At 70.6% G+C, this 15,245-nt stretch carries 12 protein-coding genes; 2 read left to right on the top strand and 10 right to left on the bottom strand.

The features are described from left to right. Positions 1–8: 8 nt before the first annotated feature. From BLR68_RS10080 to BLR68_RS10095, 4 genes are read right to left on the bottom strand one after another with little or no spacing between them, the layout of a single operon-like run. The gene (locus BLR68_RS10080) at positions 9–986 is read right to left on the bottom strand and encodes a glycoside hydrolase family 43 protein (RefSeq protein ID WP_026302870.1); all 978 of its coding nucleotides are present in this window, start codon (positions 984–986) and stop codon (positions 9–11) included. Next, positions 983–1,867, bottom strand: a complete 885-nt coding sequence (locus BLR68_RS10085; protein WP_018186942.1) for a carbohydrate ABC transporter permease — start codon at positions 1,865–1,867, stop codon at positions 983–985. Before BLR68_RS10085 ends, BLR68_RS10080 begins: the two co-directional genes overlap by 4 nt. Beyond that, positions 1,864–2,844: a carbohydrate ABC transporter permease gene (locus BLR68_RS10090; protein WP_018186941.1), complete on the bottom strand. Its 981-nt coding sequence runs from the start codon at positions 2,842–2,844 to the stop codon at positions 1,864–1,866. The genes BLR68_RS10085 and BLR68_RS10090 overlap by 4 nt, the downstream gene beginning before the upstream one ends. Beyond that, positions 2,834–4,135 carry an ABC transporter substrate-binding protein gene (locus tag BLR68_RS10095; protein ID WP_018186940.1) on the bottom strand — a complete coding sequence of 434 codons (1,302 nt, stop codon included), beginning with the start codon at positions 4,133–4,135 and terminating at the stop codon, positions 2,834–2,836. The genes BLR68_RS10090 and BLR68_RS10095 overlap by 11 nt, the downstream gene beginning before the upstream one ends. 217 nt (positions 4,136–4,352) lie before the next feature. On the opposite strand from BLR68_RS10095, the gene BLR68_RS10100 reads away from it, so the two are divergent. Next, the gene (locus BLR68_RS10100) at positions 4,353–5,324 is read left to right on the top strand and encodes a LacI family DNA-binding transcriptional regulator (RefSeq protein WP_018186939.1); all 972 of its coding nucleotides are present in this window, start codon (positions 4,353–4,355) and stop codon (positions 5,322–5,324) included. A gap of 60 nt (positions 5,325–5,384) precedes the next feature. Continuing rightward, positions 5,385–7,184, top strand: a complete 1,800-nt coding sequence (locus BLR68_RS10105; protein ID WP_026302868.1) for a glycoside hydrolase family 2 protein — start codon at positions 5,385–5,387, stop codon at positions 7,182–7,184. A gap of 204 nt (positions 7,185–7,388) precedes the next feature. Here the strand turns inward: BLR68_RS10105 and BLR68_RS10110 are convergent, their stop codons facing one another. Genes BLR68_RS10110 through BLR68_RS10135 form a run of 6 tightly spaced genes read right to left on the bottom strand, consistent with a single transcriptional unit; the run spans position 7,389 to position 15,242 of the window. Further along, positions 7,389–9,188, bottom strand: a complete 1,800-nt coding sequence (locus tag BLR68_RS10110; RefSeq protein ID WP_018186937.1) for a DEAD/DEAH box helicase — start codon at positions 9,186–9,188, stop codon at positions 7,389–7,391. A gap of 42 nt (positions 9,189–9,230) precedes the next feature. Further along, positions 9,231–10,580, bottom strand: coding sequence for an AMP-binding protein (locus BLR68_RS10115; protein WP_018186936.1), 1,350 nt, complete (start codon positions 10,578–10,580; stop codon positions 9,231–9,233). Further along, complete coding sequence (locus BLR68_RS10120; RefSeq protein WP_018186935.1) at positions 10,573–11,184, bottom strand: hypothetical protein; 612 nt, start codon at positions 11,182–11,184, stop codon at positions 10,573–10,575. The genes BLR68_RS10115 and BLR68_RS10120 overlap by 8 nt, the downstream gene beginning before the upstream one ends. Beyond that, complete coding sequence (locus BLR68_RS10125; protein ID WP_018186934.1) at positions 11,177–13,042, bottom strand: vWA domain-containing protein; 1,866 nt, start codon at positions 13,040–13,042, stop codon at positions 11,177–11,179. Before BLR68_RS10125 ends, BLR68_RS10120 begins: the two co-directional genes overlap by 8 nt. Continuing rightward, positions 13,039–13,674 (bottom strand): hypothetical protein, encoded by a 636-nt coding sequence (locus tag BLR68_RS10130; RefSeq protein ID WP_018186933.1) that lies wholly within the window; start codon positions 13,672–13,674, stop codon positions 13,039–13,041. The genes BLR68_RS10125 and BLR68_RS10130 overlap by 4 nt, the downstream gene beginning before the upstream one ends. Continuing rightward, entirely contained in the window at positions 13,671–15,242 is a 1,572-nt protein-coding gene (locus BLR68_RS10135; protein ID WP_018186932.1) for an AAA family ATPase, read from the bottom strand. Before BLR68_RS10135 ends, BLR68_RS10130 begins: the two co-directional genes overlap by 4 nt. Positions 15,243–15,245: the final 3 nt, after the last annotated feature.

Raw genomic sequence — 15,245 nt, forward strand, 5'->3', positions numbered from 1 at the left:
GGTGACCGTCAGCCGAGGTCGACGGCCACCCCGCCGGACGCGATGCGGATGGGCGCGACGTGCAGGCCGCGATAGATGTACTGCTCGTCCCAGCCGTGGAAGACGAGCACATCGCCGTCGGCGGTCGACACGACGTCCTGGCCTCCGGGACCACGGAAGGCTCCGTCGCTGCCGGAGGTCGTCAGGATCGGCTCGGGCTGCTTCCGATACGGGCCCTCGAGCTCGTCCGACCAGGCCGCACCGACGGCGTACGAGTCGCCGCCGTAGTCATTCGCCGAGTAGAGAAGGGCGTAGCCCCCGTCGCGGGCGACCAGGGTGGGTGCTTCGACGAGAGCCCCCTCCCATGGCTGGTCCTGCGCAAGGAGGGCGACGGGCGCGCCGGCCAGCGACAGCCCGTCGGCCGCCAACGGGGCCATCATGAGCCGTGTGTCGAGGGCGCAGCAGTTTCCGTCCGTTTTCCACAGCAGGTAGCGGGTGCCGTCCGGGTCGTCGAAGGTGGCGGCGTCGATCGCGCCGCCCTCCTCGACGGGACACACGAGCGGCTCGTCGGATGCCGGGACGAAGGGCTCGTCGAGCGACGGCGCGACGGCGACGCCGATGCACTGCCGACCCGACGCAGCGTGCTCTGCGGTGACGTACATGACGTACTCCTCACCGAGAGCCGTCACCTCGGGCGCCCAGGTCCGCCCGGGTGACGCCCACGCCGGCAGCGTCGGCAGCGCATCGCGCCGTTCGACCGTCCAGCTCTCGAGGTCGGCCGACGTTGCGACGCGGATGTTCAATCCGTGGCTCCCGGTGGCGAACGCGGCGTACCCGGAATCGGTCGACACCACGTCGGGATCGGGGAAATCCTCGTCGAGCACGAAACCCGTTCCGGATGCCGAGTCCGCGGAGGGCGCCGGCGCGGACTGCGACGCGGCGCCGCAACCGCTCATCGCCAGCACCCCCACGATTGTGAACGCTGCCAGCTCTAGGGCGCGTCTCATCCCTTCACCGCCGCTCCGGCCACCGAATCGACGATCTGCCGCTGTGCGAAAGCAAAGAGGATGAGGACCGGAATCGAGGCGATCGCGGCGCCGGCCATGACGATGCCGAAGTGGGTTCGGAACGCGCCCTGAAGCATGGCGAGTCCGGGCTGGAGCGTCATGTTCTCGGGCGAGAGCAGGACGTACACGGGCCACAGGAAATCGTTCCAGTTGCCGAGGAAGGAGAGAACGGCCAGGGTCGCGAGAGCCGGCCGCGCGAGAGGGAGCGCGACCTGGAAGAAGATTCGGAAGTCCCCCGCACCGTCGATGCGGGCCGCCTCCTCGATCTCGGGAGGGATGCCGAGGAAGAACTGGCGGAGGAAGAAGACCCCGAAAGCGCTCGCCGCCCCCGGCACCGTGATCGCGAGGATCGAATCGAGCCACCCGAAGTTTTCGACCAGCAGGTAGTTCGGGATCAGGAAGACGACCGGCGGCACGAGCAAAGTCGCGATGATGAGACCGAAGACGATGTTCCGGCCTGCGAAATCGAGCCGGGCCAGGGCGTAGGCGGCCATCGACGCGGTGACCAGGATGAGTACGGTCTGCAGCGTCGCCGCGGCGAAGCTGTTCCAAAGCCAGAGGAAGATCGGCTGCTGACCGCTGAGCAGGAGCGTCTGGTAGGCCTCGAGCGAGGGCGGGGAAGGAAGGGCATACGGGTTGCGGACGGCATCCGCGTCGGTCTTCACCGAGGTGAGCAGCATCCAGATGAGCGGGAAGATCACGACGAGCGCCAGGGCGCCGAGAACGGCGTATGCGGTGAGGTCCCCCGCTCGACGGGGGGATCGGCGGCGCACGGGGCGCGACGGCTTCGTCGTGGCGGGACGGACGGCGGTGTCGGTCATGAGGCGGCTTTCTCGCTGCGCTCGCGCTGCAGGCGGAAGTTGACGACGCTGATGATCGCCAGGAAGGCGAAGAGCACGTAGCTCATCGCCGAGGCCGGCGCCATGTTGTTCTGGGACAGGCCCTGGTCGGCGATGTACATGATCGCGGTGCGGGTCTCGTTGCCGGGACCACCGTTCGTCAACAGGAACGACTGTCCGAACATGTTCGCCGAGGCGAGGATCGTCGTCGTCGTGATGAAGATCATGACGGGGCGCAGTCCGGGCAGCGTCACACTGAAGAACGTGCGGGCGGCTCCCGCGCCGTCAAGCGCCGCGGCCTCATAGAGGTCGGTGTTGATGCCCTTGAGACCGGCCAGGAAGATGACGGTGTTGAGCCCCGCGGTCCACCAGACGGTGACACCGACCAGCGAGACCCACACCCAGGGCGTGTCGACCACCCACGGAGTGTCGCTCGGCAGGCCGAACAGCCCAAGCAGGTGGTTCAGGATGCCGGACTGCGTGTCGAAGACGTAGCTCCAGATCACGCCGACGATCGCGACACCGAGCACGTACGGCGCGAAGAAGACGGTTCGGAAGAAGGTGGCTCCCCGCAGCTTGCGGTTCAGGAGGACGGCGATGAACAGCGGCACGACCACGAGGAACGGGACGCTCAGGACGACGAACAGCCCCGTCGCCCGCATCGAGTTCCAGAAGTCCGCCGACGTGGTCGAGCCCGCGGTGAAGAGGTCGAGGTAGTTCTTCAGGCCGATGAAGTCCTGACTGTCGCGGAACGGGGACCAGTTGGTGAGGCTGATCCACACGCCGAACACGGCCGGCACGATGACGAACGTGACGAACAACGCCAGGAACGGTGCGAGGAACAGGTAAGCGATGAGGGTGCGCCGACGGCGTGCGGCCGGACGACGGCCACGACCGCCCGGCCGACCGACGATGCGGTCGGCCGGGACGGCCGTCGTGGCGGCGAGGTCACTCGCCATACTTCTGCTGGTTCTGTTCGATGATCGCGTCCGCCTTCGCCTTCGCATCGTCGAGCGCAGCCTGCGGCGTCTTCTTGCCGGTCAGCGCCTCATTGATCGCGGTGGTGATGAGCGCGTTGGCCTCGTTGATGCCGGGCGACACGGTCTCATAGTGGGCGTAATCGAGCTGTTCCATGAACGGCTCGAGGTTGGGGTACTTCTCGAGGATGGCCGGGTCCTCGCGGACCGTGTTGGCCGCGGGGAGCTCGCCCGTCTCCGCCCAGCCGGCCGAGTTGTCGTTCATCCACTTCACGAAGGTCGCGGCGGCCGAGGTCTCGTCAGCGCTCTGTCCCTTGTTCGCGGGGAAAACCCAGTGCGTCGAGCTCGACCAGACGGCCTTCTCGTCGCCGATCTGCGGCACCGGGGCGGCTGCCCAATCGAGGTCGCCGAAGGCGGTGTTGGTGGTCTGCCACACGCCGTTCCAGTTGAAGGCGGTGTCGCCGGCGAGGAGCGCCTTGATGTTGCCGTCCTGCGCGACGTTCTTCGGGCTGTAGCCCTTGTCGACGAGGTCGGTCATCCAGGTGAGCGCCTTGACCCCGGCATCCGAGTTGAAGGTCGCCTCGGTCACGTCGTCGTTGTACAGATCGCCGCCGAACTGCCAGAGCAGGCTCTGGAACTCGAACGTCCCCGTGAAGACGTAGCCGTCGACCCACTCGCCCTGGACGCCGGCCGCCTTCAGCTTCTCGAGCGCGTCGAGGTAGCCCTGACGGTCCGTCGGCACTTCGGTGAGGTCGGCCTTCTTCATGACGTCCTTGTTCGCGAACATCCCGAGCGGCGTGACGCTCCACGGCACGGCGTACTGCGCGTCGCGGAAGTCCCCCATCCCGAACACGTCGGGCGGGAAGTCGCCCTCGCTGTAACCGAGCCCGTCGATGATCTCGTCGGCGGGCTGCAGCAGGTTCTGCGCGGCGTACGTCGCCAGGTCGTCGCCGTGGAGGACGGCGACATCGGGCCCCTTGCCCGCTTTTACCGCCAGCGGCATCTTCGAGTTGATGTCCGCCCATTCCTGGGGAACGTTCTTGACCTTGATGTTGTCGTGCTCGGCGTTGAACTTGTCGATCAGCTTGGGGACGATGGTCGGCGCGGCGCCGCCCGTCCAGCCGTGCCAGAAGGTGACTTCGACGGCGGGGCCGTCGTAGTCCTCGCCCGACACCCCGCCCTCGCTGGAGTTCGTTGCCCCGCAGGCGCTGAGTGTGACGGCGAGCGCCGTGGCGACGCCGAGACCGAGGCCCCGCGAAAGTCGCGTAGTCATGTGATTGCTCTCCTTTGAGTACTCCCCGCCCGGAAGCTCGGGCGCGCTGTGTGAGTGTCGTCGAACTTACAGCGCTAGAAATTTGGTGTCAACGGGCTCGGCCACCGCTCGCCGGAGCGAACCGGGTGAGCGCTGTACTGTGGCCCGCGAGCCGTTGAAGGGAATCTCCATGCGAGGACCGCGCCTACAGGACGTCGCAGAACGGGCGGGCGTGTCGATGAAGACCGTTTCCAACGTCGTCCGCAACCACCCACACGTCTCGGCCGCGATGCGCGAGCGAGTTCAGCGGGCGATCGACGAACTCGGCTACCGGCCCAACGTCGTCGCCCGACGCTTGGCGACCGGGCGAACGGGTTTCGTCGCCGTCGCCTTCGCCGATGTCGCGATCCCCTATTTCGCCGAACTCGCGCACGTGGCGTCGCGACGGGCTCGGGATTTCGACTACCGCGTGCTCCTCGAAGAGACCGACGACACGATCGAGGGCGAGCGCGCCCTCATCGCGAGCTCCGAGGCGGGCCTCGTCGACGGCATGCTCTTCCAGCCGTCAAAGATGAGCCCCTCCGAGATCGCCCAGCATCGTTCGCAGATCCCCATCGTGCTCCTCGGCGAGATGCCTGCGCCCCTGACGATGGACCACGTCATGATCGACAACGTGGCCGCAGCGCGCGAGATCACGACACACCTGCTGGATTCAGGCAGACGACGGATCGGCTTCGTCGGCCACGAGACGACGTCCCTCAGCGAGACGTCCCGCCAGCGCATCATCGGATACCAGGAAGCCCTGACGGGGGCGGGCGTCCGGGCCGACCCGCGGATGCTCGTGGCCACAGCGTCCATAGATGCCGCCGACACGGCGGCCGCGGTGCGTCAGGCACTGAGCGACGGGTGGGATGTCGACGCCGTCGTGTGCCGCGACGACCTCGCCGCGATGGGCACCCTTCGAGCCTTGCACGAGCGCGGGATCCGCGTGCCGGAGGACGTGGCGGTGACCGGATGGGACGACACACGCCTCAGCGCCGTCACGTTCCCGAGCCTGACGAGCGTCAGTCCCGACGTCGATGCACTGTTCACCCGTGCCATGGAGCTTCTCCTAGAGCGGGTCGCGGGGTATGACGGCGCAGGGCGGCATGAGATCGCCCCCCATCGGATCGCCATCCGCGAGAGCGCGCCGTCGATCCCTGCACCCTGAACAGGCCCATCGAACCTTCCAGGTTTACAGCGCTGCACAGCATGAGGCATGCTGGACGCCATGATCGATGACGACCACGGCGCCGTGCGTGCCAGCACGCAAGACGGCACCTACCCCCGGCCCCAGCTCGTCCGGTCGACATGGGCAGACCTGAGCGGCTCGTGGGCCTTCGCCCACGACGACGCCGACGAGGGCGTCGCCTCTGGGTGGCCGGCATCCGGGGTCGCCCAACGGGACATCGTTGTCCCATTCCCGCCCGAGTCGTCCGCGTCGGGCGTCGGGGACACCGGGATGCACCCGATCGTCTGGTACTCCCGCGACCTCACCGACGCCGACCTGCGGGCCGCCGGTCACGAGTCGGGCCGGCGCCTCCTCCTGCACTTCGGAGCCGTCGACTACCGCTGCGACGTCTGGGTCGACGGATCACTCGTCGGTTCGCACGAGGGAGGTCACACGCCGTTCGTCCTCGATGTGACCCGCGCTGCACGCTCGGGGTCCCGTGTGGTCGTCCGCGTCGAGGACGACCCGCTCGACATCGCTCAGCCCCGCGGAAAGCAGGACTGGCGCGAGGATCCCCACGTCATCTGGTACCACCGGACGACCGGGATCTGGCAACCGGTGTGGCTCGAGAGCGTGCCACCCCTCCACATCACCGGGCTCCGGTGGACGACGGACCCGCGCGCCGGGATCGTCACGGTCGACCTCGAACTATCCGCTCGACCCCGGTCAGGGACGGATGCCGCGATCTCCCTCTCGTTCGCGGGACGTACGCTCGCGACGGTCCGCGCCGTCGTCACCGAGAACGAGGCGACCGTCGTCCTGCCCATCGCCGAGCTCCGCAACGGCCAGGCCTACGAGGAGTTGCTGTGGTCGCCCGAGCATCCGCGCCTCATCGACGCCGAGGTGCGGGTCGGTGACGACGTCGTCGCCTCGTACCTCGGCATCCGCACCGCTCATGTCGCGCGCGGACGGTTCTGGCTGAACGACCGTCCCTACTATGTGCGCTCCGTGCTCAACCAGGGGTACTGGCCCGAGTCGCACCTCGCCGCGCCGTCGGCGGCTGCCCTGCGAGAGGAGGCGGAGCTCATCCTGTCGATGGGCTTCAACGCGACGCGGGTGCACCAGAAGTTCGAGGATCCGCGCTTCCTCCTCGCGGCCGACCAACTGGGTCTGCTCGTCTGGGGCGAGGCGCCCGGCACCTACACGTTCACGCAGACCGCCATCGAGCGCACGACGCGCGAGTGGCTCGAGGTCGTTCGCCGCGACGCATCCCACCCGTCGATCGTCACGTGGGTGCCGCTCAACGAGAGCTGGGGCGTGCAGCACATCGCGACGGATCCGCGGATGCAGCACTTCGCCCGCGCTCTCGTGTCGCTCACGAAGGCCCTCGACCCGACCCGGCCCGTCGTGTCGAACGACGGCTGGGAGCAGGTCGACACCGACATCGTCGCGATCCACGACTACGAGTGGCGGCCCGAGGTCGTGCGGGAGCGGTATGCGACGGATGCCGGCATCCGTCGCCTCATCGACGCGACCGGACCGGCGGGGCGCGACCTGATCCTCGGCGGCGACGTGTCGGATGCGCCCGTCATGCTCACCGAGTTCGGCGGCATCTCGTTCGACACCGCCGCGGCCGAGGGTGCCTGGGGCTACTCCTCCGCGACCTCGCCCGACGACTTCGCGGAACGCTTCGAGGGGCTCATGGCAGCCGTCCATGCGAGCGAGGCACTCGCGGGCTTCTGCTACACCCAGCTCGCCGACACCCTGCAGGAGACGAACGGCCTCGTGACCGACGACCGCACGCCGAAGATCCCGATCGACCGCATCCGCGCGGCGATCATCGGGAGCCACGACGGCTGAGGCGGGGCGCCCGGTGAGCCGTCTGCGGATGCAATAGTTTCGGCCCGACACGCCGCGGCATCCGGCCCGCGCACGGCGCGTCGCGCGCGATCCATTGCATCCGCGAACGGTGAGCAGCGGCAGCGGTCCGCCCCGACGAACGGCGAGCCGGGGCATCGCCGAACGAGCGGATGCCGCAGCACGCCGCCCGGTCGGCGGATGCCGTCAGTCGCGGCCGTGGCGGGGCTTGCGCTCCGGGCGGTCGTCGTACGAGCGCTTCGGCCGGTCGTCGAACGAGCGCTGCGGGCGCTCGCCACCGGGACGGCCGCGGTCGGGGCGGATCTCGATGAGCTGGCCCGAGATGCGGGTGCCGCTCAGACGGTCGAGGACCGACGGGTCCATCGACGTCGGCAGCTCGACGAGCGAGAAGTCGGGCCGGATCGTGATCGCGCCGAAGTCATCACGGCCGAGGCCGCCCTCGTTTGCGAGCGCGCCGACGATCTGACGCGGCTCGACGCGGTGGCGGCGGCCGACCGCGATGCGGTACGTCGTGAAGTCGCCCTTGCCGCGACGCTCGCGCGGAGCGTCGGAACGCTCGCGCGCCGGACGGTCCTTGCTGCGGTTGCCACGGTCGGCGTCGGCGGCCAGCGTCTTCGCGAGCTGGTCGGATGCGGGGTCGAGGAGCAGCGGCGTCTCGCCCTGTGCCACGACGGCGAGGGCGGCGGCGACATCCTGCTCGGGCACGTCGTGGTTGCGGACGTAGTGCGCGATGACGTCGCGGAACCCGGTGATGCGGTCGGTCTCGGCGAGCGCGGCGGTGATCGCGTCGTCGAAGCGGGCGAGCCGCGTCGAGTTGATGTCCTCGGTGGTCGGCAGGTGCATCTGCGTGGGCGCCTGACGCGTCGCGCGCTCGATGTGCGCGAGCAGGTAGCGCTCGCGGGGCGTGACGAAGCTGATCGCGTCGCCCTTGCGGCCGGCACGGCCGGTGCGGCCGATGCGGTGCACGTACGACTCGGTGTCGGTCGGGATGTCGAAGTTCACGACGTGGCTGATGCGCTCCACGTCGAGACCACGAGCGGCGACGTCGGTCGCGACGAGGATGTCGAGCTTGCCGTCCTTGAGCTGAGAGATCGACCGCTCACGCTGCGGCTGCGGGATGTCGCCGTTGATGGGTGCGGCGCTGAATCCGCGGGCGCGGAGCTTCTCGGCGAGGGTCTCGGTCTCGTTCTTCGTGCGGACGAAGATGATCATCCCGTCGAAGTCCTCGACCTCGAGGATGCGGGTGAGTGCGTCGACCTTCTGCTGGTACGACACGATCAGGTAGCGCTGCGTGATGTTCGTGTTGGTGGAGGTCTTGGTCTTGACCGTGATCTCCTCCGGGTCGCGAAGGTACTGCTGCGCGAGACGGCGGATCGACGGCGGCATCGTCGCGGAGAACAGGGCGACCTGCTTCTCGGCGGGCGTCTTCGCCAGGATCTGCTCGACGTCCTCGGCGAACCCCATCTTCAGCATCTCGTCGGCCTCGTCGAGGACGAGGTTCTTGAGCTGCGAGAGGTCGAGGGTGCCCTTCTCGAGGTGGTCCATGATGCGGCCGGGGGTGCCGACGACGATGTGCACGCCGCGGCGGAGGGCCGACAGCTGCACGCCGTAGCCCTGCCCGCCGTAGACGGGGAGGACGTGGACGCCCTTCATGCGGGCGGCGTAGGACTCGAACGCCTCGCACACCTGGAGCGCGAGCTCGCGGGTAGGGGCGAGAACGAGCGCCTGCGGAGTCTTCTGGGTCAGATCCAGGTTCTCCATGATGGGAAGGGCGAATGCGGCGGTCTTGCCGGTACCGGTCTGCGCCATGCCGACGACGTCGCGGCCGCCGAGGAGGACGGGGATGGTCGCGGCCTGGATCGCGGAGGGCGTCTCGTAGCCGAGGTCCTTGATGGCGGCGAGGACGGGACCGGTCAAACCGAGTTCATCGAAGCCGGGGAGGGCGGGGGTTTCAGCGGATTCGGTCGGGGTCTGGGGGTCACTCACCTATCCACCGTAGTGGAGTGGGCTGAGAAGCGCCCGGGCCGGTCAGCCGGCGGCGCTGCGGTAGCGCCGCGGCTTGCCCTCGCCGAGCTCGATGAGCCGCTCGTACCGCCGCACGTCGACGCCTCGACCGAGCAACGCCGACAGGACGCGCTCGACGGCATCCGCATCGCCGCCGACGATCCGCGCGTCGACGCTCCCGTCCGCCGCCTGCTCGATGCTCCACCCCCGAGCCCCGTGGGTCTGCAACTGCTGGGTGAGGTCGACGCACGGGATCCGCCGGCCGTCGGTGGCGAGGAACACGGTGTTCTCCCGCCCCTCGAGGTCCGCGATGCCGATCCCGCCGTCGGCGAAGCGGATCAACCGTCCGGTGTCACCGGTGCGGTAGCGGACGAGCGGCAGCAGCGGGTTCTCCCCCGCCGTCACCGTGATCTCCCCCACCTCACCCTCGGGCACCACGGTTCCCTCTGCGTCGAGGACCTCGACGTGCACGCGGCGGTCGAGCACACGGAACGGTCCGTCGTCCGTGCGGACGGCGATCGGCCGGGTCTCGTGCAGACCGTAGACGTCGAAGACGGGGCATCCGTAGGCCTCTTCGAGGTCGGCGCGGAGCGGCCCCGACAGCGCCATCGCGCCCGAGAACAGCGCGAGCGGACGCAGGACGCCCCGCAGCTCGGGCTGGAGCAACTCGGCGAGGCTCGTCGGGTGCCCCGAGATCACCTGGGGATCGGCGTCGCGCAGGAACGCGACACGGTCGCCCGGTCGCCGCCACGCGCCGGTGTCGAGGTTCAGACGCGCCATCGCCCGGTGCGCGAACCCGCTCACGAGCGAGACGTACGTGAACGCCTGCCGCTGGAAGACGACGGATGCCACGGCGAGCCGCTCGCCGTCCGGAGACCAGTCGATCCCCTGCGCCCGGACGAGCGAGACCATGAGGTGGAAGCCGCGGGCGACCTCTTCGACGTCGTCGGGGATGAGGAGGGCGGCGCCGGTCGACCCCGAGCTCGTGCCGTGCAGCATCCGGTCGAGGTCCGCGTCGAACGGGACGAACGCGGCGAGGTCGTCGACGAGGTGCTGCCGCGTGATCGGCGGGAAGTCCGTGAGCGCGGCGAGGTCGCCGAGCCCCCGGTACGCGAGCAGGTTCCGCGCCGCCCCGAGGTGCTCCTCGAGCCAGCCGTCCGTCGGCAGCGGCCGGCGGGTGCGCTCGACCATCTCGGCCGTCAGCCGGTCGCCGGTCGCGTGGACCCAGTCGGGTGCGGCGGGATGCCGGCGCCACCGGTCCAGGCGTGCGGCACCGGCGGCATCCATCGTCGGCCATCGCTCCGCGTCGGTCAGGACGGCCGCCGACCCCGGGGTGTACTCGGCGAGGGCGAGGGAGTCGTCGGGGTCACTCACTCGAGTACCTCGCGGCGGCCTCCTTCGCCCGCGCTTCGGCGAGCCGGCGGGCGATCTCGTCGCGGTGGCGGTGCGCGGCGTAGGCCTGCGCGAGGGCGGCGTTCCGGCGCAGGGAATCCCGTGCCTCGAGCAGGCTGCGGGCGGTCGTCACGTCCTCGCCGGCGGGTCGCAGCCCCGCCCACAGGAGGAACGTGCGGACCGCCTCCTCGCGGCGCTCGTCGTCCGACAGCCACTCCCACGGATCGACGACCGGGGAGAGACGGAGCGCGAGGGCGTCGACGGCGCGCCCGATGCCCGGGGCCGCTGCCACCGAGGGTGCGAACGGTTCGACGAGGTCTTCGCTCGCGACGAGCCAGAGGCCGACCGCGGCCCCGCGGCGCACGCGGTCGTCGTCCTCGTGGGACACCGCGAGCAGCCGGGGACGGAGCACGTCGCCGGCGAGCGCGGCGATCGAGACCCGCGCGTCCAGGAAGGAGCGCGGGACGCTCGCCATCCGTGCCGCGACCGCAGCGAGAGAAGGACCCGGAACGGTCGCCTCCCACGCGCGGTCCTCGGGCGGGGCCGATGCCGACCATGCCGACAGCAGTTCTTCGGACTCAGCCACGGAGCGCCTCCGCCAATCGGGCGCACGCAGCGGGGGCGTCGTCCATCGTCTGGACGTGCAGGACGTCGTACCCGGCCGCCGCGGCCTGCGCGTCGACGCGCGTCGAGCGCGCCGAGAGCAGGAGGGTCGCCGTCGTCAGCAGCGGCCGCACACGCGCGGCGACGTCGGCGTACTCCGCATTGCCGTCGCCGAACATCGACACGAGACCGTCGTCGGAGAGGACGAGGAGGTGCCGCCGCTCATCCGGTGCGGGTGGGCGGAGCCCTGCGTAGCGGCGCTCGAGCAGGTCGAGGGGGAAGGTCGTCCCGCCGCCGAAGAAGAACGCGAGGTCCCGGACGACGCCGCCGACCGTCCGCTGGTAGTCGTCGGAGCCGGCGACCTGGCCCGGCCCCGAGAAGCTCGTGACGCGCACGCGGCCCCCGCCGCGGAGCACCGACAGCGCGACGATCATGCCGGCGAGGACCGCCGACGATCCGCGGCCCGGCCGCGGCATGGAGCCCGACGAGTCGATGAAGACGTCGAGCGCGATGCTCGCCTCACGCGGCGTCGGCTCGTCGGGCAGGAACGATCGCCGACGCGTCGTGACCCCGGGGAGGACGGTGGCCCCGGCCTGCAGGGTCGCGGGCAGGTCGAGGTCGGCGAGGTCGTCGCCCGTCTCCCAGACCTCGAGCGGCCCCGGCAGCTCCGGAGCGGGGACCGCCGGCATCCGCTGCGTCAACGGTCGCACCCACGGGGCCGCCTCGGCGCGGTACCAGGCGGCCATGACCTCGTCCGGGTCGCTCGCCCCGTACAGCGCGAGGGTGCGGGCGAGCCCGAGCGCCTGGCCGTTACCGCCGCCGACGCCGGTTCCCTCGCCGGCCTCGCCGATCGCACCCGGACCGCTCGACCCGGGATGAGCCGGGATTCCGCCGTGCAACCGGCGGTCGGAGAGGATGCGGCCGAGCTCCTCGGCGGTCACCGGCGCGTCGTCGGCGGCGCAGCCCGCGCCGTGGCCCGGCCCGGCCGGCGGTGTCCGTCGCGACGACCGCTGCCGCTCCACGATGTAGGGCGCCGTGAGCACCCCGAACCGCAACGCCCCGAGCACCGGATCGTGCGCGAAGGAGCGCACGACGCCGGCGAGCTGGTCGGCATCCGCCTCGGGACGCGTCGTGATCGCTCCCGTGAGCTCGGCGGCGATGCGCTCGCGCTCGCGACGCGCTTCGCGGAGCGCGCGTTCCTGCTCGCGGTGCTTCTCGGGGATCTCCTCCCACGGTGCGTCGGAGCGTCCGCGCGGCGGAGCCGGTGGGGCCGGAGCCGGCGGCGCGGGCGGGCAGAGTCGTCCGGCGGGGAGGCCCCAGACGAGTTCGAAGGTCCGCAGGTAGACCCACCAGAGGCGATCGGCGCTCTCGGGCGCGGGGAGCGTCGCCTGCACGAGTCGCACGATCCCGACCGGCTCCGTGTCGCCGCGGCGGCGTTGCAGCAGCGCGACCCGGGCGTTGACGAGCAGGTCGGTCCAGAGGTTCGACAGGAGCGCGAGGTCGTCCGCCGTGACCGGGTCCGCCCCCGCGGCGGCGAGTGCGCGAGCGAGCTGATGGCGGATCTTCAGCGAATCCATCCGGGTGGCCGGGGCGAGGACGTGATGGCCGATCTCGTGGGCGAACAGGCTCTCGGCCTCGTGTTCGACGCCCCACGTGCGGATCATGTCGGGGTCGACGGTCACCGACGGCGGGAACGAGAACCAAGCAGCGGTGCCCTTCGCGGCGCCCTCACCCGGTGCGAGACGCACGTCGCGCAGGTGCACACCCCAGAGCCCGAGGGCGCTCTCCCACGCCTCCCGCGTCCCGCCCTCCAGCGGGACGACCGTCGCCGGGGCGCTCACGCGGCATCCCGCACGTGGACCCAGGCGAGGTAGGAATCGGGGAACAGCACGATGCTCGCCGCTCCCCCGGCGGCCGCCTCGGGCGCGGCGTCGAGAGCACGCAGCCGCGATCCCCACGCGTCGGCGTCGAGGCGCCACCACTGCTCGCCCGTCCGGACGCCGAAGGCTCCCGGGTCGCCGAGCGGAGCCGCTTCGACGGGCGGTGCGATCCACGCCCCGCCGAGGCCGGCGAAGCCGCCGACGGCGCATACGTAGCCGCGGGATGCCGCCCGCCCCGGCCACCAGAACCGGTCGTCCCGCTGCGCCTCGAGGAACGCGTCGAGGTCGGCGGAATCGAGCCCGAGGGCTGCGGCCGCGGCATCCGGATGCGTCTGCGACAGCCGTGCGACACGCTGCAGGGCGTCGTCCCGGAACGCGAGGGCGCCGGCTCGCCAGGCGGCGACACCGGCGAGGTCGACGGCGTCGACGTCGGATGCCGCGGCGAACCCGGCGGCGAACGACGCCGCGAAGCGTGCGGGGTCACCCCCGGCTGCCGCCGTGTTCCGGGCGGCGAGGTCGATGTCGAGGCCCTCGACGTGCGGCATCGGCGCGGACGGGGGCGCAGCCGCGAGGTGCCCGGGACGCCGGATCACGCGCGGCGCTCCGCCCACCGCAGGTAGGCCGTGTAGCGCTGGTGGAGGTACTTGAGCGTCACGAGGTCGTCGAAATCGCGGCCGTAGACCTTGCCCGTCGCCGCGATCGCGCGGATGCGCGCTTCGATCTCGGTGAGGCGGCGCGACGCGTCCACAGCGCTGACGCCGTCGAGCCCACGGTCGAGGTCGGCCAGCAGCGTCCGGACCGGATCGTCCTGCCCGCGGCCGAGCGCCTCGTACTGCCGGCACGACTCCGCGAACATGTCGCTCAGCCAGCTCGACAGGTCGGTGGCGAGCTCGCGTTCGGCGCCGACGTCGAACCGCGGATGCGTCGGGTTCGGCAGCAGCTTGCCACGCAGGACGAACGGCAGGATCGCGGCGACGTCGGCGATCTCGACCGTCGGCCGGCCGCGGAACCACGCCATCGCCTTCGCGTAGAGGATGAGCGTCTGGAGAGCCCGGACCGACAGCCCGTTGATCGTCTGGGCGCCGAGGTCCGCGGTGAGGTCGGCGCCGGAGTTCGACTCGATGACCTCGGGCACCCGGCCGCCGGCCGTCGTGACGGTGTCCTTCGTCCGGTACTCGAACCGCCGCCCGCCACCCTGGACGAACTCGAAGTGGCTGAAGAAGAACTCCAGGCGGCGACGCACGGCGTCGGGAACGGGCACCGCCCGCACCTCGTCGCGCATCCGACGCTGCTCCTCGCCGTCGAAGACGAGCTCGTCGGGGACGTGCTCCTCCGGCTTCTCGCCCGCCTCGACGCGGGCGACGAGCTCGTCGAAGAACCGACTGTTGAACCCCGCCGCCGGGACGGTGACGTCCATGCGGTCGCGGAGCGCCTGAATGACGGGGAACGTCCCGCCGCCGGCGTCGTCGTTGGCGGTGAAGAACCAGCTCTCGACGCCCGACTCCGGCGCCGTCCGCCGCATCTGGTCGTGGCTCTCGACATAGCCCTCGGCGACCATCGTCAGGAGCGCGGACTGGGTCTTGGTCGGGATGCGGTTGTACTCGTCGACGATCTTCACGGGGCGCGTGAGCCACTCGCGCCACGCGATGCCGATCTCGGCGAGTGAACCCGCCTGCACGAGGTCGCGCGGCAGCGGGATGCCGACGAGGTCGCTGATCGTGAGCTGCGGCTGCCCCTGCTGCACGCCGCGGCGCACCTCCTCGGCGGTCGACCCCGAGAGGACGCCCATGAGGACCGCGACGGTCGTCTTGCCGCGGCCGGGTCCGCCGATCAGCAGGCACTTGCCTCCGACGACGAAGGACAGGAGCGGGAGGAGGACGTTCGATGAGAAGGACGGCTGCGTCGGCAGAGTGATCTCCGCCCCGGCATCCCCCACCCCGAAGGTCAGCGGATCGCCGTCGGAGAACTCGATGTCGTAGTAGGGCGAGATGACGGCACGGTTGACGATCCAGTAATAGGCGCGACGGGCCTTCTCATCGAGCGCGGGAGCCTCGGCGCGGCCGGGTGCGCGGAAGAGATCCTCCGCGGTGAGTGGTGCGACACCGGCATCCGCTGCACTCGTCGTGGGTGATTCCGAGAGCTTGTGCCAGCGGTCCGCCATCGC

It is taken from the genome of Microbacterium sp. 77mftsu3.1 (assembly GCF_900100525.1).
GTDB classification, from domain to species: domain Bacteria; phylum Actinomycetota; class Actinomycetes; order Actinomycetales; family Microbacteriaceae; genus Microbacterium; species Microbacterium aquilitoris.